This window comes from Prauserella oleivorans (genome assembly GCF_042685745.1).
In the GTDB taxonomy this organism is placed as follows: domain Bacteria; phylum Actinomycetota; class Actinomycetes; order Mycobacteriales; family Pseudonocardiaceae; genus Prauserella_A; species Prauserella_A oleivorans.
The window spans coordinates 68,626-90,075 of the sequence record NZ_JBHUNT010000001.1; the positions used below are offsets into that span (position 1 = coordinate 68,626).

Consider the following 21,450-nt stretch of genomic DNA (forward strand, 5'->3'; position numbering starts at 1 on the left):
GCAGGCGGCACGGAGCGCCACCAACGACGCCGACCACAGCACCTCGAGGCGGCCGGGGTTCAGTGAGCGAAGTGCCGGGTCCCCGTGAGGTAGAGGGTCACGCCGACGGCCTCGGCCGCGGCGATGACCTCGGCGTCCCGCACCGACCCGCCCGGCTGGACCACGGCCCGCACGCCCGCGTCGAGCAGCACCTGCAGGCCGTCGGGGAACGGGAAAAAGGCGTCCGAGGCGGCCACCGAGCCCTTCGCCCGGTCACCCGCGCGCTGCACGGCCAGGCGCGACGAGTCGACCCGGTTGACCTGCCCCATGCCGACGCCGACCGTGGCGCGGTCGTTCGCGAGCAGGATCGCGTTCGACTTCACCGCCCGGATCGCGCGCCACGCGAACGCCAGGTCGGCCAGCGTGTCCTCGTCCGCGGCCTTGCCCGTCGCGAGCGTCCAGTTCGCCGGGTCGTCGCCGGGGGCGTCGATCCGGTCGGCCGTCTGCAGCAGCATGCCGCCGGAGATGAGGCGGAACTCCAGCGAGCTCTCGGCGGCGACGGGCAGCCGCAGCAGGCGCACGTTCTTCTTGCGGGTGAGCACGTCGAGGGCGTCGGGGTCGAAGTCCGGTGCGAGCACGACCTCGGTGAAGACGTCGGCGATCTGCTCCGCCGCCTCCAGCGTCACCGCGCGGTTGCACGCGATCACGCCACCGTAGGCCGACACCGGGTCGCACGCGTGGGCCTTGCGGTGCGCCTCGGCGATGTCCGCGCCGACCGCGATGCCACACGGATTGGCGTGCTTGATGATCGCCACCGCGGGCTCGTCGAAGTCGAACGCCGCTCGCCGGGCCGCGTCGGTGTCGACGTAGTTGTTGTAGGACATCGCCTTGCCGTGCAACTGCTCGGCGTGGGCGAGACCGCCCTCACCGCGCCGGTAGACAGCCGCCTTCTGGTGCGGATTCTCGCCGTACCGCAGGACCTCGCCGCGCTCCCACGTGGCACCCGCGAAATCGGGGAAGCCGGAGTCGTCCACGGGCGCGTACTCGCTCGCGAACCACGACGCCACGGCCGTGTCGTAGGCCGCCGTGTGCGCGAACGCGCGCGCCGCCAGCCGCTTGCGGTCGGCGAGGTCGAAGCCGCCCGCCCGCACGCGCTCGAGCACCCAGTCGTAGCTCGCCGGGTCGACGACCACCGCCACCGAACCGTGGTTCTTCGCCGCGGCACGCACCATCGCGGGCCCGCCGATGTCGATGTTCTCGACGCAGTCCTCGGGGCTCGCCCCGGACGCCACCGTCTGCGTGAACGGGTACAGGTTCACCACGAGCAGATCGAACGGCGCGATGTCCAGCGACTTGAGCTGCTCGACGTGGTCCTCGCGCGACCGGTCGGCGAGCAACCCGGCGTGCACGCGCGGGTGCAGCGTCTTCACGCGGCCGTCCAGCGACTCGGGGAAGCCGGTGAGCTCCTCCACCTTGGTCACGGGGACCCCGGCATCGGCGAGCACCTTGGCGGTGCCGCCGGTCGACACGATCTCCACGCCCGCGGCGTGCAGGCCGGTCGCGAGCTCGAGCAGGCCCGCCTTGTCCGACACCCCGATCAATGCGCGCCGAACGGGGCGCTGTCCTGCCCCAGCGGTCTGCTCGCTCACGAGAACCTCACTTTCCGTCCGTCCACCGTGCATCCGGCACGGCACACCTGCGCGATCACGTCCACGAGCAGCCGGCGTTCCACCACCTTGATCCGCTCGTGCAGGCTCGCCTCGTCGTCGTCGGGCTCCACGGCCACCGCCTCCTGCGCGATGATCGGCCCGGTGTCCACGCCCGCGTCCACGAAGTGCACCGTCGAGCCGGTGACCTTCACGCCGAGCTCCAGCGCATCGGCGACCGCGTGCATGCCGGGGAACGCGGGCAGCAGCGCGGGGTGCGTGTTGATGACGCGGTTCGGAAAATGCCCCAGGAACTGGGGGCCCAGAAGCTTCATGAACCCGGCCGACACGACGAGGTCCGGCTCGTACGCGGCGACGGCATCGGTGAGCGCCTTGTCCCACGCGGCGCGATCCGGGTGGTCGCTCATCTTCACCGAGAAGTGCGGGATGCCGGCTCGCTCGGCCCTGGCGATCGCCTCGATGCCGTCGCGGTCCGAGCCCGCGGCCACCACCGTGGCGGGGTAGAACGGCTGCTCGACCGCGTCGAGAACGGCCTGCAGCAAGGTTCCGGATCCCGACGCGAGTACGACCAACTTCGCCGGTGTGGGCAGCTCCAACCTGCTAGCCAGAACGGTCTCCTTGCCGGGCAGTGCGCGGGGCACACGTCGCGTGACCTGGTGACTCCACCCTAGACGGCGGGAAAACGATCACCGCGACGAGGTGTCAGGCCTGCTTGCCGCTGTCGGTGTCACCAGCGGCGCGGTCCGGTTCGGCGGCCTCGGCGTCGGACTGCGCGGTGCCGGTGGGCTGCGCGGACCCGCCGGGCCGCGCGGTGTCGTCCGGGGCGGCGGTGGGGGCCGGCGACCCGGCGACGTCCGGCTTTGCGGCGGCCTCCGGCTCCGGGCTGTCCTCGGGCTGTTCGGTGTCTTCGGTGTCTTCGGTGTCTTCCGGTTCGGCCGGTTCGGCCGGCTCGTGAGTCTCCGGCTGGTCCGCGACCTCCTCGGCCTCCGGTTCGCTGACGTCTTCCATGCCCTCGTCCGGCTCTGTGCCCTCCTCCGGCTCCGGATCGACGTCCTCCGCGGGCACCGGTCGCACGCGCTGGCGCGGGCCCGCGAACCACGCTACGAGGCCGCCCGGCAACGCGATCCACACGAACGCGGCGATGGAGACGATGCCGAGCGGAATGGCGACCGGATCGAACGGCCCCGACGCCAGCCGCCCGCCCGCGAGGAATCCGGCCACGACCGTCCCGAAGCCGACCAGCGCACCGGCGACCCCGACCGTGCGCAGCCGCGCGACGGGGTCCTCGTGGCATCGCCGCAGCGACCAGCCGACAAGCGCACCGGCCGCCGCCGGGAGGAGCAGGAACACCGGCCACCATGCCGCCTGCTGCTCGGGCAGCGCGGCAAGCAGAGGGAACGCGGGAACGGGGCCGCCCGTGTAGGAGAAGGGCCCGACCGTCACCTCGCCCAGCGAGAGACCCGGGCCGGTCACGAAACCCAGCGCCATGACCACCGCGTTCGGCACGTACCCGGCCGAGAGCAGCCACAGCCCGATCGCGCTGCCCGCGCCCGGTGCCAGGTCGGCGACGATCTGCCCGGTCGTGGACGTCGCCATCGCCGTCGCCACGAACAAGGTGAACCCACTCGCCGTGACCAGTGCCGCGAACCCGAGCGCACCGGCGCGCAGCCCGTGCAGCGCGAGCGGGTCGAGGTACCGACGCACGAGGTCGGCGAGCCCGCACCGCCCCGCGACCCCCGCGGCCGCGGACAGTCCGGCGAGCAGCGCCGGCACGACGAGCGCGGTGAGCAGGTCGGCCGACGACGAGGAACCGGCCGACAGCACGCAGATGACGCCTCCGGCCAATGCGTGCGCGCCCGCTATGACGCCGATCAGAATCGGGGCCTGCGCCGCTGCGGTGTACCCGAGCCGCTGCGCCGCTCCAGCCGCCGTCCGCGCGACCAGCACGCACACACCGATCGTCGGCAGCAACGGGAGTACGCCGAGAGGTTCGCCGCCGATCTCCAGCGGCACCTGGTAGGCCGCCAGCCAGCCCGGTCCGGCGGCGAGGAACACGCCGGACGGGGAGAACTCGGACCGCGTCGCGATCGACATGACCAGCGCGAGCACCGCGGCCACGGCGAGATAGCCGGTGACGAGCGGGCCCAGCGCCACGGCCATCAGCGCACGAGCCCGGCTTCCCGGCGATGTCGCCCCGCCGTCCGCGGGTGCGGAACGTGAGTCGGGGGCGAGCAGGTCCATGCCCCGACCATCGCAAACGCGGCGCGCCGGTCCGATGAGCCACGCCGGGGTAGGACCGTGACCAGCCGCGAACCATCCCCCGCGCGGGTCAGTCCGGACACGAAACGGCGCCTGCGGCCAAGCCACAGGCGCCGTTTCGGAAAGCGGGATCAGGAGTTCGGCTGGCCGCCCTGCTGCGGCGACTGGCCACCCTCCGGCGACTGCTGCTGGAAGAACTGGCCGTGCTGCGAGGCGTAGGTGGTCGGCTGCTGCTGCGGGTTCACCGGCTGCGCGAACTTGGTCGGCTGCGGGATGCCGCCGGACTGGTCGGGCGCAGGCGGACCGTACGGCTGCTGGGGCTGCTGGCCGAACCCGCCGGGCTGCTGGCCGTACGGCCCGGGCTGGCCGAACGACTGCTGCGGGCGCGGAGCTGCCGGCGGCTTGATGAGGTTGGCGTCGAACAGGTAAGCCGCGATGGCCGCGAGCATCTGCAGGATGCCGAAGATCAGTACCATGATGCCGCCTGCGTCGTAGTCACCATCGATGCTGAAGGTGACGAACAGGTACGGCAGCACGACGCCGACCGCGAGGAGCGCGGGCCACACGCCGGGCTTGCCGGCGTTCGGCAACACCACCTGCGCGGCAGCCAGGCCGCTGAGGAACAGCAGTGCGGGAATCCACGCGAAAGAGGCCTGCTCGTAGAAGCTGGCGCCACCGCCGACGTTGGCGAACCCGAGGAACAGGTTGAGCACACCGAGGCCGGCGGTCGCCAGGAAGAGAATCTGGGGCAGGCCGAGCTTCGGGCCGCCCGCGGACGGGCCCGCCCCCGGGAAGTGCTGATGCGGCTGTTGCGGGCCTTGCCCCGGGAATCCACCCGGTGCGCCGCTCGGGAAGGTCATCCGTGTTCTCCTGTCGTTCTCTGCTCACACTGCATGGCGGGTCCTGGCGACCTGCCGTGCACACCGGGCGCAAGACCGTCCCCCGTACGGGCTACGGCACGGAACGTTAGCGCACGGCCAGGGATCGTCTGCCGTTGGACGCCGGTTTCGCATGACAGGTTTCCCTGTCGCCGGACCTTTTATCCGAAAGAACGAGGGCCGGGCACCGTGCGGTGCCCGGCCCCTGTGCCTGGTGTGCTCTCGCCTTACCGAGCCTTGTACAGCTCCCGGGCGAGTGCGGCGGTTTCGGAGGGGGTCTTGCCGACCTTGACGCCGGCGGCCTCGAGGGCTTCCTTCTTGGCCTGGGCGGTGCCAGCGGAGCCGGAGACGATGGCGCCGGCGTGGCCCATGGTCTTGCCCTCGGGGGCGGTGAAGCCGGCGACGTAGCCGACGACCGGCTTGGTCACGTTCTGCTTGATGTAGTCGGCGGCGCGTTCCTCGGCGTCGCCGCCGATCTCGCCGATCATCACGATGACCTCGGTGTCGGGGTCGTTCTGGAAGGCCTCGAGCGCGTCGATGTGGGTGGTGCCGATCACCGGGTCGCCGCCGATGCCGACGCAGGTGGAGAAGCCGATGTCGCGCAGCTCGTACATCATCTGGTAGGTCAGGGTGCCCGACTTGGACACCAGCCCGATCTTGCCCGGGCCGGTGATGTCGGCCGGGATGATGCCGGCGTTGGACTGGCCCGGCGAGATGACACCCGGGCAGTTCGGGCCGATGATGCGGGTCTTGTTGCCCTTGGCGCAGGCGTGTGCCCAGAAGTAGGCCGAGTCGTGCACCGGGATGCCCTCGGTGATCACCACGGCGAGCTCGATCTCGGCGTCGATGGCCTCGATCACGGCGTCCTTGGCGAACTTGGGCGGCACGAAGATGACGCTGACGTTGGCGCCGGTTTCCTTGATGGCCTCCTCGACCGTGCCGAACACGGTGAGCTCCACGGTGTCCTGCGGGACACCCGCACCCGAGGACCTGATGGTGACGGTCTGGCCGGCCTTGCGGGCGTTGACGCCGCCCACGATGTTCGAGCCGGCCTGCAGCATCTTGGTCGCGTGCTTGGTGCCCTCGGACCCGGTGATGCCCTGCACGATGATCTTGCTGCTGGAATCGAGGAAGATCGACATGATTTCTTACGCTCCTGCCGCCAGCTCGGCGGCCTTGTCCGCCGCGTTGTCCATGGTGTCCACCTGCGTGACCAGCGGGTGGTTGGCCTCGTTGAGGATGCGGCGGCCTTCCTCGACGTTGTTGCCGTCCAGCCGCACCACCAGCGGCTTGGTCGCCTCCTCACCCAGGATCTTCAACGCCTCCACGATCCCGGTCGCGACCGCGTCGCAGGCGGTGATGCCGCCGAAGACGTTGACGAACACGCTCTTGACCGCCGGATCGCCCAGGATGACATCCAGCCCGGCGGCCATCACCTCCGCCGAGGCGCCCCCACCGATGTCGAGGAAGTTCGCCGGCTTGACCCCGCCGTGCTTCTCCCCGGCGTAGGCCACCACGTCCAGGGTGGACATCACCAGGCCCGCGCCGTTACCGATGATGCCGACCTCACCGTCGAGCTTGACGTAGTTGAGGTCCTTGGCCTTGGCCTTGGCCTCCAGCGGATCCTCGGCCTGCTTGTCGACCAGCTCGGCCTGCTTGGGCTGCCGGAAGGCCGCGTTCTCGTCCAGGGTGACCTTGCCGTCCAGCGCGACGATCTTGTCCTGCGGGTCCCGCACCAGCGGGTTGACCTCGACCAGCGTGGCGTCCTCGGCCACGAAGGTCTCCCACAGCTTCACCAGCACCTCGGCGGCCTCGTCCTTGATCGCCTCAGGGAACTTCCCGGCGGTAAGGATGTCCAGCGCCGTGGCCCTGTCCACCCCGGCGAGCGGGTCGACCGGCACCTTCGCCAGCGCCTCCGGCCGCTCCACCGCCAGCTGCTCGATCTCCATGCCGCCCTCGGCCGAGGCCATCGCCAGGAAGGTGCGGTTGGCCCGATCCAGCAGGAAAGAGACGTAGTACTCCTCGGCGATGTCCGAGGCCTCGGTCACCAACACCCGACGCGTGATGTGACCCTTGATGTCCAGGCCCAGGATCGCCTCGGCCTTCTCCTTCGCCTCCGCCGGGCTCCCGGCCAGCTTCACACCACCGGCCTTACCCCGGCCACCGGTCTTCACCTGCGCCTTCACCACAACCTGCCCGCCGATCCTCTCAGCGGCCGCCTGCGCTTCTTCGGGGGTACTCGCCACGGCACCGGGCAACACCGGAACACCATGGGCGGCGAACAAATCCTTCGCCTGATACTCGTAGAGGTCCACTACCTAGTCTCCTGACGACACACGCCACTGTGGTTCTTGCAAACCGTGCTGCCGGACGCTGACGACCCTATCTACCTGCCGACCGCGAGCAGCGCCCGCACCCGGTGAACTCGGTCACCGAACGGCCTCTGAGCTGGCGTATGTGGCGCAGATCGCGCTCCTCGTCACCCATTCGGCCACCGTCCAGGCCCCGCCGTCGACACCGCCGCCGGAGAAGGGCAGCACATGCAGACCAGGATGCACAGCGCCGATCCCGTCGACGAAAGCCCGGTGCCCGCCGGACGCCCCAGCGAGGACGAGCACGTCGGCATCCTCCTCATCGACGGTGGTCATGACCTCGGCCCGCGTATGGAGTACCCCGGCGTACACGACCTCGGCACCCTCGTCCGGCAACCGACGAGCAAGCGCGACAGCCGCCGGCCACGCGGTCTCCACCTCGACCAGCATCCACCCGAGGCACCGCGCACCGACCGGTCATGCCCGGCGCCGTCCGGCCAGGGTCATGGCCGCGGTGACCAGTACGGCGACGATGGCGGCGAGCGCCAGCCAGAAGCCGATTCCCGCACTCGCGCCGTCGATGTCCCCAGCCGTCAGTGGCAGGGCCGCGGCGTGCAGTCCGAGCAGGCACACGACGCCGGCCAGCAGGCCGGCGGCCGCGCCGGGCCGGCTGCGGGGCACGAGCGTCAGGGCTCCGAGCACCGTGAGCAGTCCGGCGAGCAACCCCCACGAGGGCGTGCCGAACTCCGTCCACAGGCCTGCGGCGACGTAGTCCGGCGCGACGACGACCGGCATCCCGAAGGCCGCCACGGCGAGCACCCCGGCCGCGACGAGCGGTGTCAGCAGGTTGAGCGCGGGCGCCGTGCCATGACCGTCCTCGTCGGTGCCCAGCCCCTCGTCGGCGTCCTCCCGCTCGACGATGCCCGCGACGACCGCGCAGCACGCCGTCACCACGGCGGCGATCATCGCCAGCCACGTCCACACCACACCCGGGCCCGCGGAGACAATGCCCCCGGCGACGCTCGTGGCCGTGATGGCGGTGTCGAGGACCGCGGTGCCCGCCATCAGGACGCCCGCCCAGGCGACGGACAGCACCGGCCGTGCGCGCAGCGCCAGGGCCGGGACGAACATCGCGATGCCGAGAACACCGACCAGCAACCCCGCCGCCAGCAGCAGCCAGCGTGCCGGACTGTCCGGCGGTGGCACCGGGCCGGCGGTGCTGAGCTGGTCGGTGACAGCACCGAGCAGAGCGAGGAAGGCCGTGACCAGCGCGGCCCCGCCTGTCCCGGCCAGCAGCCGGGTGCGCCCGGGCAGGTTCGCCTCGCCCGCCTCGTCGGTCCCGGCGGCGGGCGACGGGTCTGCGGGCCGGGTAGCCGCCACGGCCACCAGCCCGGCGATCCCTGCCAGAGCCACCACGGGACCGGCACCGAGGGTCGCCGAGTCGAGGCTCACGCCCGCCAACAAGGCAGGTACCGCCACCGTCGCCGCGGCCACCGCCAACCCGACAAGACACCCCCGGGCCAGGTCCCGGCTGCCGGCCGACACCGCGAGCGCGGCACCGAGCGGCAGCGCGGCCGCCAGCAGCAGGTAGCCGGTGAGCGCGACCGCCGGTCCTTCGAAGGCGTTGCGCACCAGCAGGTAGACGTCGTCCGAGCCGAACGGCGCCATCACCAGTCCGACCGCCGTCACGACGGCGGCGACCACCACGACGAGCAGCCAACGCTGCCGCCACCGGGTGGCTCCCTCCTGCTCGGTGGCGTCCTGCTCGCTGACCTCCCCGTGGGCGCTCAGCGCAAGCACGCCGGCGATCGCCGTGGCGACATGCCCGGCGACCAGAAACCACAGGCCCGCGGCTGCGGAGTGCTCCAGCAGGTCGGACGGCAGGTACAGCTCCGGCCGCACGGTCAGCGACGGGTCGACGGCGAACTGGAGGTCGAGCACTGCCCGCCCCGGCGCGAGCGCGGCGACACCGACCAGCACTCCGCTCGCGAGCCCGGTACTCCCGCGCAGCGCGAACGCTGCGGCCACGACGAGCGGCAGTACCGCGAGGACCACGAGCACCGGCTGGGCGGCGTACCCACGTGCGGCGCCGTCGACCACGGGCACGAGCGAGCCCGCCACCAACAGGAGCGCCGCGAGTCCCGACATCGCCAGCGCCGCCACGAGGACGACGGGCCGCCGTTCGGCCAGGCGCAGCTCATCCAACGCGCGTGAACTCACCGGCACCGCCCCACAGGGAAGGACAACGGGCGGGCGGGACAGCTCATCAGCTCACCTCGGGTTCATACGGCTCGAGCGCGGGTCGCCCTCGGATCGGCGGCTCTGTCCATGCCGACGCTAGCAATGGCGAGCACCCCGAAAAACAGCGTGAGTCTGTTTCCCAATTCGCCGGTTTTCAGTCGCCCGGTTGCGCATCTGTAATGCAACTCACACTGTTGGAGCAACACCCCCTCTACCTTGCGTCATTGCGCGCACGGACCCCGCGCCGGCCGTCCCCATATGGCCGACACAAGCGTCCGTCCTTGATCCCCGCCGCGCCCCTTCGTTACTGTCCCGCAGTCCCCATTACGGTCAGATCACGAACGGACATGGCGGGCAGGCCTCCTCGGAGGCAGGCGTGCCACCGAGCGGTTCCCCCGAAGCCGCTCGCCGGGATCCCCCGCCCGGTGTCTGCGATCTGACTCCCCGAGTAACGGAAGGCCCTGTCTTGGCTCGACACCGCTCCCCCGGCGGCCAAGCTCCTTCCCCGGCGCTCGAAGACGCACTGGACGGTGCAGTTGTTCGCGTCCGGGGATCCCATCGGCTTCCCGCGCCGTCGTCCGCCCTGCGCGGCCGCGTCGTCGTCGCGGCCGTCGCCGCCGGCGCGTTCGCCGCTGCCGCCGCTGGTCAGACCCTGCAAGCCGCTTCCTCCCCTTCCGAGTCGTCGGACACGAGCACCGATGTGACGCCGTTGGCGAACGCTCGTGACGCGAGCGCGTCGTTTGCAATGGGCGGTTCCGCTCCGGCGGGTGCTCCGCAGCTCCTCCAGGTGACGCGGGCGACCGACCCGTCGGCCGAGGTCCAGAAGCTCACCGAGAGCGCCGAGGTCACCAACGCGCGCCTCGCGGCCGAGGCCGAGGCCGCCCGCCGCGCTGCCGAGGAAGCCGCGCGGCCGAAGTTCGTGCTTCCCGCGGAGGGCACCTACACCTCGGGCTTCGGTGCCCGGTGGGGCACGACCCACTACGGCATCGACATCGCGAACAGCATCGGCACGCCGATCGTCTCCGCCGCCGACGGCACGGTGATCGAAGCCGGCCCCGCGAGCGGCTTCGGCCTGTGGGTCCGGGTGCAGCTGGACGACGGCACGATCCACGTGTACGGCCACGTCAACAGCTACTCGGTGAGCGTCGGGCAGGAAGTCAAAGCCGGCGAGCAGATCGCCGAGATGGGCAACCGCGGTCAGTCCACCGGCCCGCACCTGCACTTCGAGGTCTGGACCGCCGACGGCCAGAAGATCGACCCGCGCAGCTGGCTCGCCGAGCGCGGCGTCGAGATCTGAGCCACACCCGAACACGTCGCGGCCACGCCCCCGGTGTGGCCGCTCACCACGGTCGGCGCTGAACGCCCGGCTCCCGGTCGATCGGCAGCCGGCGCAGGAAATACCCGACGGCCACCTGCCAGACCGTGCACAGCCGCCCTCCGGACTGTTTTCCACAGCACCCGCAGCCGTGGCTGCCGGCACGCTCGTGGAGGTGGAGCAGGAGCCGCCACGCCGCGACGAGCCTGCTGACATCCGACGCCACCGGCCCGCCCTGTGCGGCCGCCCGCGCGACCAGCTCGTCCAGCGCCTCGGCAACACCCGCACTGACCGCCAGAAACCACCGCTCCGGGAACCCCCGCTCCACACCGGCTACCCCCATTCCGAGGCGGCGACGCACCGCGTACTCGAACATGTGTTCGAACACCAGACTAGCGGGAGGGACCGACGATCGCCGCCGCCGGCGAGGGAATCGCCCGAACGGACGAGCGGACGGGCCCAGCGGGCGACGACGGCTACAGCTTCACCATCGGCACGCTGCCGATCAGCATGAGCCGCACGGTGCCCGCCGCACCGAAGTCGATGGTCGCGGTGGCCCGCGGTCCGCTGCCGTCGGTGGAGACGACGGTGCCGAGGCCGTACTTGTCGTGGCTCACGCGGTCGCCGACGTCGAGCTTGAGCGCGACCGTGTCCTTCCAGTCGTTCTTCCAGCCCTTGAACCCGGTGGTCCGCATGCCGCCCGCCGCGATGCCGGCCTGCGCGGAGTCGGCGCCGAAGCCACTCCGCCTGCCCCACGTCGTGGCCGCGCGCGGCGAACCTCCCGAGGAGCCGTTCGACGGTGCCTCCCGCCGCCAGTCGATGAGCTCGGCCGGGATCTCGTCGAGGAACCGCGACGCCGGGTTGGCCATCGGCTGCCCCCAAGCCGTGCGGACCAGCGCGCGCGAGATGTACAGCCGCTCCCGCGCTCGCGTGATGGCGACGTAGGCGAGCCTGCGTTCCTCGGCCAGCTCCGCGGGTTCGCCGAGGGCTCTCAGGTGCGGGAAGACGCCGTCCTCCCAGCCCGTGCAGAACACCACCGGGTACTCCAGACCCTTGGCGGTGTGCACGGTCATCAGCGTGACGACTCCGGAGTCCTCCGCGTCGTCCTCGCCGTCGGGCGACGGGATGGAGTCGGCGTCGGCCACCAGTGAGACTCGCTCCAGGAACGCGGGCAGGGAACCCGGCTCCGGCACGCCCGCGACGTCGTCGGGTTCCTCGGGAACCGGGACCGTCTCGGCGAACTCGGTGAACTCCCGCGCGACCGTCACCAGCTCGTCGAGGTTCTCCAGCCGGGACGCGTCCTGCGGGTCGTCCGACTCCTCCAGTTCGGCGCGGTAGCCCGTGCGCTCGAGGATCGCCTCCAGCACGTCGGCCACCTCGGCGCCGGACTCGACCAGCTCGTAGAGGCCGTCCAGCAGCTCGACGAAGCCCGTGATGGCCTTGCGTGAGCGCGGGTTGAGCATCGGCACTTTGTCGGCGACGGCGTCCCGCAGCGCCGCCGCGAACGAGATCCGCTCGCGCTCGGCATGGGTGGCCACGCACGCCTCTGCCCGGTCGCCGATGCCGCGTTTCGGCACGTTGAGGATGCGCCGCAGGCTGACGGTGTCCTCGGGGTTCGCCAGCACGCGCAGGTACGCCAGCGCGTCGCGGACCTCCCGCCGCTCGTAGAACCGGACGCCGCCGACCACGCGGTACGGCAGGCCGAGGCGAATGAAGATCTCCTCGAACACGCGCGACTGGTTGTTGGTGCGGTAGAACACCGCGACGTCGGAGTACTTCGCCTTGCCCTCGTCGGCGAGCTTGTCGATCTCGCCAGCCACGAACGCGGCCTCGTCGTGTTCGTTGTCGGCGACGTAGCCGACAATCCGCTCGCCGTCTCCCGACGACGTCCACAGCCGCTTGTCCCGCCGGTTCGGGTTCCGGGCGATCACCGCGTTGGCGGCCGAGAGGATCGTCTGCGTCGACCGGTAGTTCTGCTCCAGCAGGATGGTGCGCGCGTTCGGGAAGTCCCGCTCGAACTCCTCGATGTTGCGGATCGTCGCGCCCCGGAAGGCGTAGATCGACTGGTCGGCGTCCCCGACCACGCACAGCTCGGACGGCTCCAGGCCCGACTCCGTGGTCTCGGTACCGACGAGCTCACGCACCAGTGTGTACTGCGCGTGGTTGGTGTCCTGGTACTCGTCGACGAGCACGTGCCGGAACCGCCGACGGTAGTGCTCGGCGACCTCCGGGAACGCCTGGAGCAGCTCGACGGTGCGCATGATCAAATCGTCGAAGTCCATAGCGTTGGCCAGCGCCAGGCGCCGCTGGTACTCGCCGTAGGCCTCGGCCGCCCTGCGTTCGAAGTCGTTGGCCGCGCGCTGGGCGGCGACCTCGGGGTCGACCAGCTCGTTCTTCAGGTTCGAGATATGCGAGGCCAGCGCCCGCGCCGGGTACCGCTTGGTGTCGAGGTCCAGGTCCCGAGCCACGAGGGTGAGCAGTCGCCGGGAGTCGTCGGCGTCGTAGATCGAGAAGTTCGACGACATCTCGAGCGTCTTGGCCTCGCGCCGCAGCACCCGCACGCACATCGAGTGGAACGTCGAGACCCACATGGCGCCCGCGCGCCTGCCCACCAGCTCCGCGACCCGCTCCCGCATCTCCGCGGCGGCCTTGTTGGTGAACGTGATCGCCATGACCTGGCCCGGCTGCACGTGCCGTTCGGCGAGGAGGTAGGCGATCCGCCGCGTGAGCACCCGCGTCTTGCCCGAGCCCGCACCCGCGACCACCAGCAACGGCGGCCCGCTGTGTTCCACCGCCGCTCGCTGAGCCGGGTTGAGGTCGTCGAGCAGGTCCGCGTGCCTGCTCGGTTCCGGGGGGAGATCGAAGAGGGTGCTCATCGTGACTTCACGCTACCTGGGGCCCCCGACGAAGCCGCCATGTGCCATACTCGCCTCGTGCACTACGACGCTTTTCGATTTTTCTACGGGAACCGGACTCCGGCTCCCGTGATCTCGTAGTGCCAGCCGAGCAATCACACCAAGCCCCGGAGTCCACGGACCCGGGGCTTTCGTCGGCTTCGGGGCCGGACACGGATCCGACACGAGCGGAGGGTCAGATGAACGCCCAGACTCACGACGCCGACGAGACCACGGCCACCGACATCGACGCGCTGCGCAAGGAGATCGACTGGCTCGACGCCGAGATCCTGCGCCTGGTGAAGCGTCGGGCCGAGGTTTCGAAGGCCATCGGTGCGGCCCGGATGGCCGCGGGTGGACCGCGGATCGTCTACAACCGCGAGATGGACGTGCTCGCCCGCTACCGCGAACTCGGCCCGGACGGCCGCCAGCTCGCGATGGCACTGCTGAACCTGGGCCGCGGCAGGCTCGGGCGCTGAGCTTTCAGGGTCTTCCCCGAGCCGGAACGACGCCGCGTTCGGGCACACTGGAGACATGGACACGATCGTTCACCTGATCGCCTTCGTGATCGCGCTCGGCAGTGTGCTCGCGGCACTCGGTCATGCGGGTTACCTGGCCATGCTCGGCAGCGCGGCCAACAAGCGGGCCGGTGGCGCGCCCATCGCGCAGTACGTGCGGTCGAGGTGGGGGATCGCCGCGGGCACGACCGGCGTCTCGCTGCTCGCGTTGCTGCTCACCACAGGCGGTACCGCGCTCGACATCGTCGCGGCGCTGCTGGCGGTGGGCAGTGGTGCCGCCGCGACCAGGGCGCTGCAGTCCACGCAGGCGAAGTACCGCAGCGGCGGCTGAATACCACACGCCCGGATCGCCGACCGGGTGCGCCCAGTGGGGTGATATCCGGGCGCCGACGCCGCTCGCGCGCGCCGAGTCGGGCGAAAGGCTCCTACCCTGGTGCGGGTGAGCATTCCGACGACCGATGCATGCGCCGCGTACCGCGACGCACGTGCAGAAGGCCGTGCAGATGCTCGTGCTCACCGTGGTTCTCGTTCTCCATTCGAGCGGAATGGCGGCGCAACGCCGTCAGCCGGCGCGTGGGGAGGCGTCCGCAAGGCATGACCGGCACGGCGGATCCGTTCGACTTCTTCAGCGCTGCGCACACCCCGCGTCAGGGCAGGCACCGTCACGCCCGGGACGCGGACAGCCGGACGCCGTCCGCTCTCCCGGCCCGGCGCGGCCCGCGGGACGCGGCCGTCGAGGGCTCGCTCACCGGTTCCCTCCCACTGCCGGCTCCGGAGCCACCCGCCCCGGCCGAGGTCACGGCGCCGATCACGCCGGTGATCTCGTCGGTCCTGACGCCGGAGGACGAACAGTCCCGGCCGCAGGCCGCGCCCGCGGGCGAGGACTCCGAGGAACCGACGCTGCGCAGGCACCGGATCACGCTCACCTCCGATCCGGAACCGGTCCGCGAGGAACGCGACGAGGCGCGCGTCTACGTGGCGCCTCCGCCGGACGGGCTCGGCAAGTTCGACCTGGGTTCGGTGCCCGCGTCGGTCACCCCGCCGTCCACGTGGCGCAAGGCGGCCTGGTTCGCGAGCCTGTCGTCCGGCGGCGTCGTGGTGGCGTTGCTGGTGGCGGGCACGGCGCTGGTCACGCCCGACGACGACCGGCGCGCCATCGAGGGCTGGCCCGACCGCAACGGTGCCGTCGCCCCGCTGCTGCCCGACGAGCAGTACGACGACGGCAACCAGGAGGACCTTCCCGGATCGGCGAGCACCTCGACTCCGGACGACGCGCCGTCCTCCGAGTCGCCCTCGCCCGACGACACCGGCGAGCCCGCGAGTTTCCGCTCCCCCGGCTCGCCCGAGCGGGGCAGTTCGAGCAGCGACGCCCCGTCCGGCACGACCGGACCGTCCACGACGGTTCCCACCACCACCACGCCGACACTGACCAAGCCGCCGTCCACCCCCGCGCCGACGTCGACGGCTCGCCAGAAGTACTTCACCGTCCCCTACGACGCCGAGGAGATGGCCAAGCAGTCGCAGGCGTTCCTCGACACGGTCACCGAGGATCCCCAGGCCGCGCACGAACTCACCACCGGCGAGCTCGCCGCCCAGGGCCCGAAGGGGCTCGAGCAGAAGTACGCGGATATCGCCTACTTCGAGGTGAAGCACATTTACGTCGACCAAAACGAGGGATACACCGTCAACACCGTCGAGGTGACCTACACCGACGGTTCCACGACCGAGGAAACTCGGCGGCTCACGTTCGAGTCCGACGAGAAGATCTCCTCAGACGGGCAGTAGCGCAGGCCTTTCACCTGCGAATGCACGGCTTCTCCGCACATTCTGTTGCACGTGCACTGCGCCAAGCGGTCAAAAATTGCTCCACCCAGGTGACAGGGCATGCCGCTCGTCGTGCGCGCGCGACCCTCCACCGACAGGCCCTGGAGATCGGGATCCGCAGCGGGTTACCTGTTCGGCAGGGGTCCGACCACCAAGTCCACGAGACGGAGCAGACAAGGGCCAGCAGTGCACGACCGCCGCCACTCCAGCGACCGGAACGTCGCGGTCGAGGACGTCTTCGACGACGACCTCCTGACCGACGACCTGGTCGACGACGAGTACCTGCGTGAAATGTTCGAGGAGCCACGCCGGTACCTCCCGCCGCCGGGCGCGCGCACCCGACGCCGCGAGGACGAGCCACCGCCCGAGCCCGAGAACCCGCTCGTCCGCCGCGCGAAACTCGCCGCCCTGGTCCTCGCCTCGGCGCTGCTGCTGGCCTCCATCATCGTGGCGGCCACCGTCGCTGACGACAACGAGCAGCCGGAGAGCCCGGGTGTGCCCGCCGTGTCGATCGGCGACACAACCGATCCGTTGACCAGCAAAGTGGACCCGCTCCCGGCACAACCTTTGTGACCTCGCCCGCGTCTATCACGTGAGAGCGAAGCACCGTCCCCGAGAGTGCCGCCTGTGTGTGCACAGAGTGAGCGCCCTAACCTTGTGACGAGTCGGTCTCGGTAACCGATATGTAGCTCGTCGGATTGGTGCCTACGCTCCACCCCCACACAGACGGAGCCCGAAGGAGGTCGCGTTGAGCGACGAGGGTCGCCTGGTCGCCGGCCGCTACCGCGTCATCAGGCGGATCGGCACCGGCGCCATGGGCGCCGTGTGGCAGGCACAGGACGAGGTGCTGCACCGCACGGTCGCGATCAAACAACTCCTCCTCCAACCGGGTCTCGAGCACCACGAGGCCGAGGACGCGCGCGCCCGGACCATGCGCGAGGGCCGGATCGCCGCCCGCCTCCACCATCCGAACGCCATCAGCGTTTTCGACGTCGTCACCGACGACAACGGCCAGCCCTGCCTGGTCATGGAGTACCTGGAGTCCCGCAGCCTGGCGCAGGAGCTGCAGCGGCACCGCACCCTGCCCCCGCTCGAGGTCGCCAACATCGGCGCGCAGGTGGCCTCCGCGCTGAAGCAGGCCCACGCGGTCGGCATCGTCCACCGCGACATCAAGCCCGGCAACATCCTGCTCGCGGGCAACGGCGTCGTGAAGATCACCGACTTCGGCATCTCGCGGGCGAAGGACGACGTCACGGTCACCAAGACCGGCATGATCGCCGGCACCCCGGCCTACCTCGCACCCGAGGTGGCGATCGGCGGTGAACCGGGCCCCGAGTCCGACGTCTTCTCGCTCGGCTCCACGCTGTACGCCGCGACCGAGGGGCAGCCGCCCTTCGGCCTGAGTGAGAACACGCTGAGCCTGCTGCACGCCGTCGCGGCCGGGCAGATCAACCCACCACGGCAGTCCGGGCCGCTGACCAGCGTGCTCGCCGTGATGCTGCATCCCGACACGCGCCACCGACCGACGGCCGAGGAGTGCGAGGAGCTGCTCGCCGCCGTGGCACGGGGCGAGACCCCGCTCGGCGGCCCGTCGGACGCCCCGACGACGGCGCATCCGACGACCGGGACCGGCACCGCCGTGCTGGGTGCGGCCGGCGCCGCGGGTGCCGGCGCGGCGCTGGGTGCCGCTGCCGCCGACGACGACGTTCCGGCAGGCCACTCGGGCAGCCTGGGCCAGGACGCGGGCGGCTACTACGACGACCGCGACGACGCCTACGCCCCCACGGCCGCCTATCCCGACCGGGACTACGACGACTACGGACAGCCGGACCGCGGACCGGAGGCCACCCGCGCCGCCGGCGACCTCGACGCGACCCGCGCCGTGCCCGCCGGGGCCTACGACGACGCCGGCTACGGCGACACGCCCCCGCCCGGAGAGGAGCCCGCGAACAAGGCGAAGTGGAAGGTGCCCGCCGTGGTGGGCAGCATCGTGGTGCTGGGCCTGGCCGCGTTCGCGTTCTGGGTCTTCGGCGGCACGACGGGCGGCGACGCCGAACCGCAGGACCGGCAGCAGCGTCCGGTGGCCACGACCTCGCGGGTTCCGACCACGACCACCACCACGTCGGAGGTCGTCACCGAGGAGCCGGAGTACACCGAGGAGACCGAGACCTACTCCGAGGAACCGGAATACGTGCCGCCGACGGAGGAGGAAGAGGACACCTACTCGCCGTCGCCGACGCAGACGTACGAACCGCCGGAGCCGACTCAGGAGCCGGAGGAACCGGAGCCGTCGTCGGACACCGCTGAGCCGACCGAGGAGCCGGAGCCGTCCGTGAGTCCTGATCTCCCGACGTCGAACTAGAAGCACGCCGGCACGAGGGGCTGTGTGAAGTACGCAGAAGGTGCGCTTGTCGCCGGGCGGTACCGGCTCGACCAGCCGATCGGCCGCGGGCGGGCGGGCATCGTGTGGCTCGCGTTCGACACGATGCTGCATCGGACCGTCGCGGCCAAGCGCCTGTACATCGATCCGGAGCTGACCGGGGACGCAGCCGAGCAGGCCAGGGAAACCGCCCTGAACCAGGGCAGGCAGGCGATGCGGGTGCAGCACGCCAACGCCATCACCGTCTACGACGTCTTCCGCGAGGGTGCCGACGTATGGCTGGTGATGGAGTACGTGCCGTCCCGCAACATGGCCGACTTCCTCGCCGAGTACGGGCAGCTGACCCCGCAGCAAGCCGCCTACCTGGGCGTTCAGCTCGGGTCCGCGCTCGCCGCCGCGCACGCGATCGGGGTGGCGCACCGTGTGGTGGAACCCGGCAACGTCCTGCTCGCCGACGACGGCGGCGTCAAGCTCACCGACATCGGCATCGCGGGCCCGGCGGATCCGGCCTACCAGGCTCCCGAGGTGGCCAAGGGCGAACCGGCCATGCCCTCCGCCGACGCGTTCTCGCTCGGCGCGACGCTCTTCACCGCCGTGGAAGGCGTGCCGCCGTTCGGCGAGGACGGCACCGCCGCTCCGGTCGTGCCACAGCACACCGGCACCCTCACGGGCGCGCTGCTGAAGATGCTGCGCGACGATCCGGACCTGCGTCCCACGATGGAGGACACGGTCCGGGCGCTCAAGGCGATCACCAAGAACCAGCAGGGCGGCTTCATCCCGCCGACCGCACCGGCCATGCCGACCGTGCCGGTCCTGCCGAGGCCACCCCGGGTCCAGCCACCGCCCGCACCCGCTCCGTCGGCGCTGAGCACGTCGCCCTGGCGGTGGGTGCTGATCGGCCTCGGCCTGCTGGTGGCACTGGTCGTGCTGTTCCTGCTGGTGAGCTAGGCGCAACGGTGTCTCGATCGTGCTGTCGGTGCTCGTGTTCGGTGTGCTCACCCGTAAGCCGGCCACCGAGAGCGAGCCGGCGCGTGTGACTCAGACGAGGCGGCGGTCGGAGGCCCAGCGGGAGAGCTCGTAGCGGTTCGACAGCTGGGTCTTGCGCAGAACGCTCGACACGTGCGTCTCCACCGTCTTCACCGAGATGAACAGCTCGGAGGCGATCTCCTTGTACGCGTAGCCCCGCGCGAGCAGGCGCAGGACGTCTCGCTCGCGCGGGGTGAGCAGGTCGAGATCGGGGTCGCTGATCGGTTCGGAGCCGGGACGATCGGCGAAGGCGTCGAGCACGAAGCCCGCCAGCCGCGGCGAGAACACGGCGTCGCCGTCGGCGACCCGGGCGATCGCCCGCACGAGCTCCTTCGACGAAATGGTCTTGGTGACGTAGCCGCGCGCACCCGCGCGGATCACGGCGATGACGTCCTCGGCGGCGTCGGACACCGACAGCGCGAGGAACACGACGTCGGGCAGCTCGGGCCGGACCCGCCGCAGCACCTCGGCGCCGCCACCGTCGGGCATGTGCACGTCCAGCAGCACCACCTGCGGGCGGGTGCGGGCGATCCCGGCGACCGCCTCGGCGACCGAGCCGGCCTCGCCGACCACGCGCACCTCCGCGGTGATCGACTCGAGTTCGGTGCGCACGCCCGCGCGGAACAGCGCGTGGTCGTCGACGAGGAAGACGGTCACCGGCTGCCGCGTCTGCTGCTCCTCCGTGCTCACGGTGTTCACCCTGCCCCCTGGGAAGTCTTGGCACTGACCCTGCGCGGCATCTCCAGCTGCACCTCGGTGCCCTCACCGGGTGCCGTGCGCAACCGGCACGTACCGCCGTTGCGCTCCATCCTGCCCCGGATGGAGTCGGCCAGGCCATGCCGGTCGCCGGGAACGCTGTCGGGATCGAACCCCTTGCCCCGGTCACGGACGAACACCGTCACCGACGCCGGCTCCACCTCGGCGTAGACGCTGACCTCGTCGACGCCGGCGTGCTTGGCGGCGTTGACGATCGACTCGCGGGCGGCCTGGACGAGCGCCGTGAGCTGCTCGTCGAGCTCGAAATCGCCGACCACCACCTGCTGCACGGAGATGGCGAAGGCGTCCTCCACCTCGCCGCACGTGGCCGCGATGGCCTGCGAGAGGGTGCCGTGCTGCTCGGTCTCGGACTGCCGCTTCGGGGTTCCGTAACCGCTGGGGCCGTAGAGCCAGGCGCGCAGCTCCCGTTCCTGCCCGCGGGCCAGGCGGGCCACCTCGCGCGGCGATTCGGCCTGCTTCTGGATGAGCGCGAGGGTCTGCAGCACGGAGTCGTGCAGATGCGCGGCGATCTCGGCGCGCTCCTCGGTGCGGATGCGGGCGCGCCGCTCCTCGCCGAGGTCGCGCACCAGGCGCAGCCAGAACGGCACGGTCAGCACCGCGACGCCGACCAGCGTGGCCAGCACGGCGATGAGCGCGAACTGAATCTGGTCGAGGCTGCTGCCCCGCAGCACGATCACGCCGATGCCGGTCATCACCAGCGCCACCCCGGCGAACACCCGGATGGCCGCCGACCAGCCTCCGCCGCCGAGCACCGCCCCGGCGACACCCGTGCGGGCGCCGACACGCCAGCGCCTGCGCTGCGACTCGTCGGCCTCCCGCCACACCACGGCGGCACCGACGAGCGCCACCGCGACCGGCAGCCCAACCCAGCCGCTGAACAAGCCGGTGATGGCGCCGCCCGCGACGGTCAGCCCGATGCCGAGCGCGATCAGCCCGTATGCCTGCTGGCGTTCCTTCGTCGACTCCTCGTACTGCGCGTCCTCGCGCGACTGCTGGGGTACGAACACCCACAGCAGGCCGTACGCGACCAGCCCGAGGCCACCGAACGCGGCCAGCACCGCGAACGTCGCCCGCACCCAGAGCACCTTGACCTCGAGGTGATCGGCCAGGCCTCCGGCGACCCCGGCCAGCGCACGTCCGGTGCGCCGCCGGTGCATCTTCGGCGGCGCCTCGCTCTCCGCGACGGCCCGGGACGGCGACACCGCGGGCGCGGCGGCAGCACGGTCCGGGACGGGTCTCGCGGTGGGTGCCGCGCGCTCGTCGGTGGGCTGTGCTCTCGGTTCCTGCACGTCACCCATGTTCACAGAGACCGGCGATGGAATCATCAGGGAAACCCCTGAGCCGATCCCCCACCGTGGGCGCGTCCCGGAGGAAGTTCAG

The 21,450-nt window shown here is 71.2% G+C and carries 19 protein-coding genes; 7 read left to right on the forward strand and 12 right to left on the reverse strand.

Features of this window, described 5'->3' with window-relative positions; genetic code table 11:
• Positions 1–59: 59 nt before the first annotated feature.
• From purH to ACFSZT_RS00335, 8 genes are all read right to left on the reverse strand, one after another.
• On the reverse strand, positions 60–1,628 hold the full coding sequence (purH, locus tag ACFSZT_RS00300) for a bifunctional phosphoribosylaminoimidazolecarboxamide formyltransferase/IMP cyclohydrolase (protein WP_377478131.1): 1,569 nt from the start codon (positions 1,626–1,628) through the stop codon (positions 60–62).
• Positions 1,625–2,242, reverse strand: a complete 618-nt coding sequence (gene purN, locus ACFSZT_RS00305) for a phosphoribosylglycinamide formyltransferase (protein WP_377393847.1) — start codon at positions 2,240–2,242, stop codon at positions 1,625–1,627. Before purN ends, purH begins: the two co-directional genes overlap by 4 nt.
• A gap of 106 nt (positions 2,243–2,348) precedes the next feature.
• Positions 2,349–3,887, reverse strand: coding sequence for a cell division protein PerM (locus ACFSZT_RS00310; RefSeq protein ID WP_377393737.1), 1,539 nt, complete (start codon positions 3,885–3,887; stop codon positions 2,349–2,351).
• A 149-nt stretch (positions 3,888–4,036) separates the two neighbouring features.
• A complete protein-coding gene (locus ACFSZT_RS00315) occupies positions 4,037–4,765 on the reverse strand; it encodes a DUF5336 domain-containing protein (protein ID WP_377393735.1) in 729 nt (242 codons plus the stop codon).
• 245 nt (positions 4,766–5,010) lie between these two features.
• Entirely contained in the window at positions 5,011–5,925 is a 915-nt protein-coding gene (sucD, locus tag ACFSZT_RS00320) for a succinate--CoA ligase subunit alpha (RefSeq protein WP_377478133.1), read from the reverse strand.
• 6 nt (positions 5,926–5,931) lie between these two features.
• Positions 5,932–7,098, reverse strand: coding sequence for an ADP-forming succinate--CoA ligase subunit beta (gene sucC / locus ACFSZT_RS00325; RefSeq protein ID WP_377478135.1), 1,167 nt, complete (start codon positions 7,096–7,098; stop codon positions 5,932–5,934).
• A gap of 114 nt (positions 7,099–7,212) precedes the next feature.
• On the reverse strand, positions 7,213–7,545 hold the full coding sequence (locus tag ACFSZT_RS00330) for a hypothetical protein (RefSeq protein WP_377386934.1): 333 nt from the start codon (positions 7,543–7,545) through the stop codon (positions 7,213–7,215).
• A gap of 27 nt (positions 7,546–7,572) precedes the next feature.
• Positions 7,573–9,315, reverse strand: coding sequence for a hypothetical protein (locus tag ACFSZT_RS00335; protein ID WP_377386937.1), 1,743 nt, complete (start codon positions 9,313–9,315; stop codon positions 7,573–7,575).
• Positions 9,316–9,802: 487 nt separating this feature from the next.
• Here ACFSZT_RS00335 and ACFSZT_RS00340 point away from each other — a divergent pair, with 487 nt between their 5' ends.
• Positions 9,803–10,633 carry a M23 family metallopeptidase gene (locus ACFSZT_RS00340; RefSeq protein WP_377386940.1) on the forward strand — a complete coding sequence of 277 codons (831 nt, stop codon included), beginning with the start codon at positions 9,803–9,805 and terminating at the stop codon, positions 10,631–10,633.
• Positions 10,634–10,676: 43 nt separating this feature from the next.
• Here ACFSZT_RS00340 and ACFSZT_RS00345 read toward each other — a convergent pair whose 3' ends face one another.
• On the reverse strand, positions 10,677–11,027 hold the full coding sequence (locus ACFSZT_RS00345; protein WP_377478137.1) for a hypothetical protein: 351 nt from the start codon (positions 11,025–11,027) through the stop codon (positions 10,677–10,679).
• 100 nt (positions 11,028–11,127) lie between these two features.
• Positions 11,128–13,527, reverse strand: coding sequence for a DNA helicase PcrA (gene pcrA / locus ACFSZT_RS00350; RefSeq protein WP_377386946.1), 2,400 nt, complete (start codon positions 13,525–13,527; stop codon positions 11,128–11,130).
• Positions 13,528–13,745: 218 nt separating this feature from the next.
• Between pcrA and ACFSZT_RS00355 the strand changes: the two genes are divergently transcribed.
• From ACFSZT_RS00355 to ACFSZT_RS00380, 6 genes are all read left to right on the forward strand, one after another.
• Positions 13,746–14,024, forward strand: a complete 279-nt coding sequence (locus ACFSZT_RS00355; RefSeq protein WP_377386949.1) for a chorismate mutase — start codon at positions 13,746–13,748, stop codon at positions 14,022–14,024.
• Positions 14,025–14,079: 55 nt separating this feature from the next.
• On the forward strand, positions 14,080–14,394 hold the full coding sequence (locus ACFSZT_RS00360) for a hypothetical protein (protein ID WP_377386952.1): 315 nt from the start codon (positions 14,080–14,082) through the stop codon (positions 14,392–14,394).
• A 263-nt stretch (positions 14,395–14,657) separates the two neighbouring features.
• Positions 14,658–15,848, forward strand: coding sequence for a hypothetical protein (locus ACFSZT_RS00365; protein WP_377386955.1), 1,191 nt, complete (start codon positions 14,658–14,660; stop codon positions 15,846–15,848).
• Between the two features lie 225 nt (positions 15,849–16,073).
• Entirely contained in the window at positions 16,074–16,460 is a 387-nt protein-coding gene (locus ACFSZT_RS00370; protein ID WP_377386958.1) for a hypothetical protein, read from the forward strand.
• Between the two features lie 175 nt (positions 16,461–16,635).
• Positions 16,636–18,249 carry a serine/threonine-protein kinase gene (locus ACFSZT_RS00375; RefSeq protein WP_377386960.1) on the forward strand — a complete coding sequence of 538 codons (1,614 nt, stop codon included), beginning with the start codon at positions 16,636–16,638 and terminating at the stop codon, positions 18,247–18,249.
• Between the two features lie 24 nt (positions 18,250–18,273).
• Positions 18,274–19,215, forward strand: coding sequence for a serine/threonine-protein kinase (locus tag ACFSZT_RS00380; RefSeq protein ID WP_377386963.1), 942 nt, complete (start codon positions 18,274–18,276; stop codon positions 19,213–19,215).
• Positions 19,216–19,305: 90 nt separating this feature from the next.
• Here the strand turns inward: ACFSZT_RS00380 and ACFSZT_RS00385 are convergent, their stop codons facing one another.
• Positions 19,306–19,983: a response regulator gene (locus ACFSZT_RS00385; protein WP_377386966.1), complete on the reverse strand. Its 678-nt coding sequence runs from the start codon at positions 19,981–19,983 to the stop codon at positions 19,306–19,308.
• A gap of 5 nt (positions 19,984–19,988) precedes the next feature.
• Positions 19,989–21,368, reverse strand: coding sequence for an ATP-binding protein (locus ACFSZT_RS00390; protein ID WP_377386969.1), 1,380 nt, complete (start codon positions 21,366–21,368; stop codon positions 19,989–19,991).
• Positions 21,369–21,450: the final 82 nt, after the last annotated feature.

Excerpts from the sequence above, each read along its gene's own strand:
- pcrA (WP_377386946.1), bottom strand. The coding sequence starts at position 13,527 with ATGAGCACCCTCTTCGATCTCCCCCCGGAACCGAGCAGGCACGCGGAC.
- sucD (WP_377478133.1), bottom strand. The coding sequence starts at position 5,925 with ATGTCGATCTTCCTCGATTCCAGCAGCAAGATCATCGTGCAGGGCATC.
- ACFSZT_RS00315 (WP_377393735.1), bottom strand. The coding sequence starts at position 4,765 with ATGACCTTCCCGAGCGGCGCACCGGGTGGATTCCCGGGGCAAGGCCCG.
- ACFSZT_RS00390 (WP_377386969.1), bottom strand. The coding sequence starts at position 21,368 with ATGGGTGACGTGCAGGAACCGAGAGCACAGCCCACCGACGAGCGCGCG.
- ACFSZT_RS00345 (WP_377478137.1), bottom strand. The coding sequence starts at position 11,027 with ATGTTCGAGTACGCGGTGCGTCGCCGCCTCGGAATGGGGGTAGCCGGT.
- ACFSZT_RS00365 (WP_377386955.1), top strand. The coding sequence starts at position 14,658 with ATGACCGGCACGGCGGATCCGTTCGACTTCTTCAGCGCTGCGCACACC.
- ACFSZT_RS00330 (WP_377386934.1), bottom strand. The coding sequence starts at position 7,545 with ATGCTGGTCGAGGTGGAGACCGCGTGGCCGGCGGCTGTCGCGCTTGCT.
- ACFSZT_RS00310 (WP_377393737.1), bottom strand. The coding sequence starts at position 3,887 with ATGGACCTGCTCGCCCCCGACTCACGTTCCGCACCCGCGGACGGCGGG.
- ACFSZT_RS00355 (WP_377386949.1), top strand. The coding sequence starts at position 13,746 with ATGAACGCCCAGACTCACGACGCCGACGAGACCACGGCCACCGACATC.
- ACFSZT_RS00360 (WP_377386952.1), top strand. The coding sequence starts at position 14,080 with ATGGACACGATCGTTCACCTGATCGCCTTCGTGATCGCGCTCGGCAGT.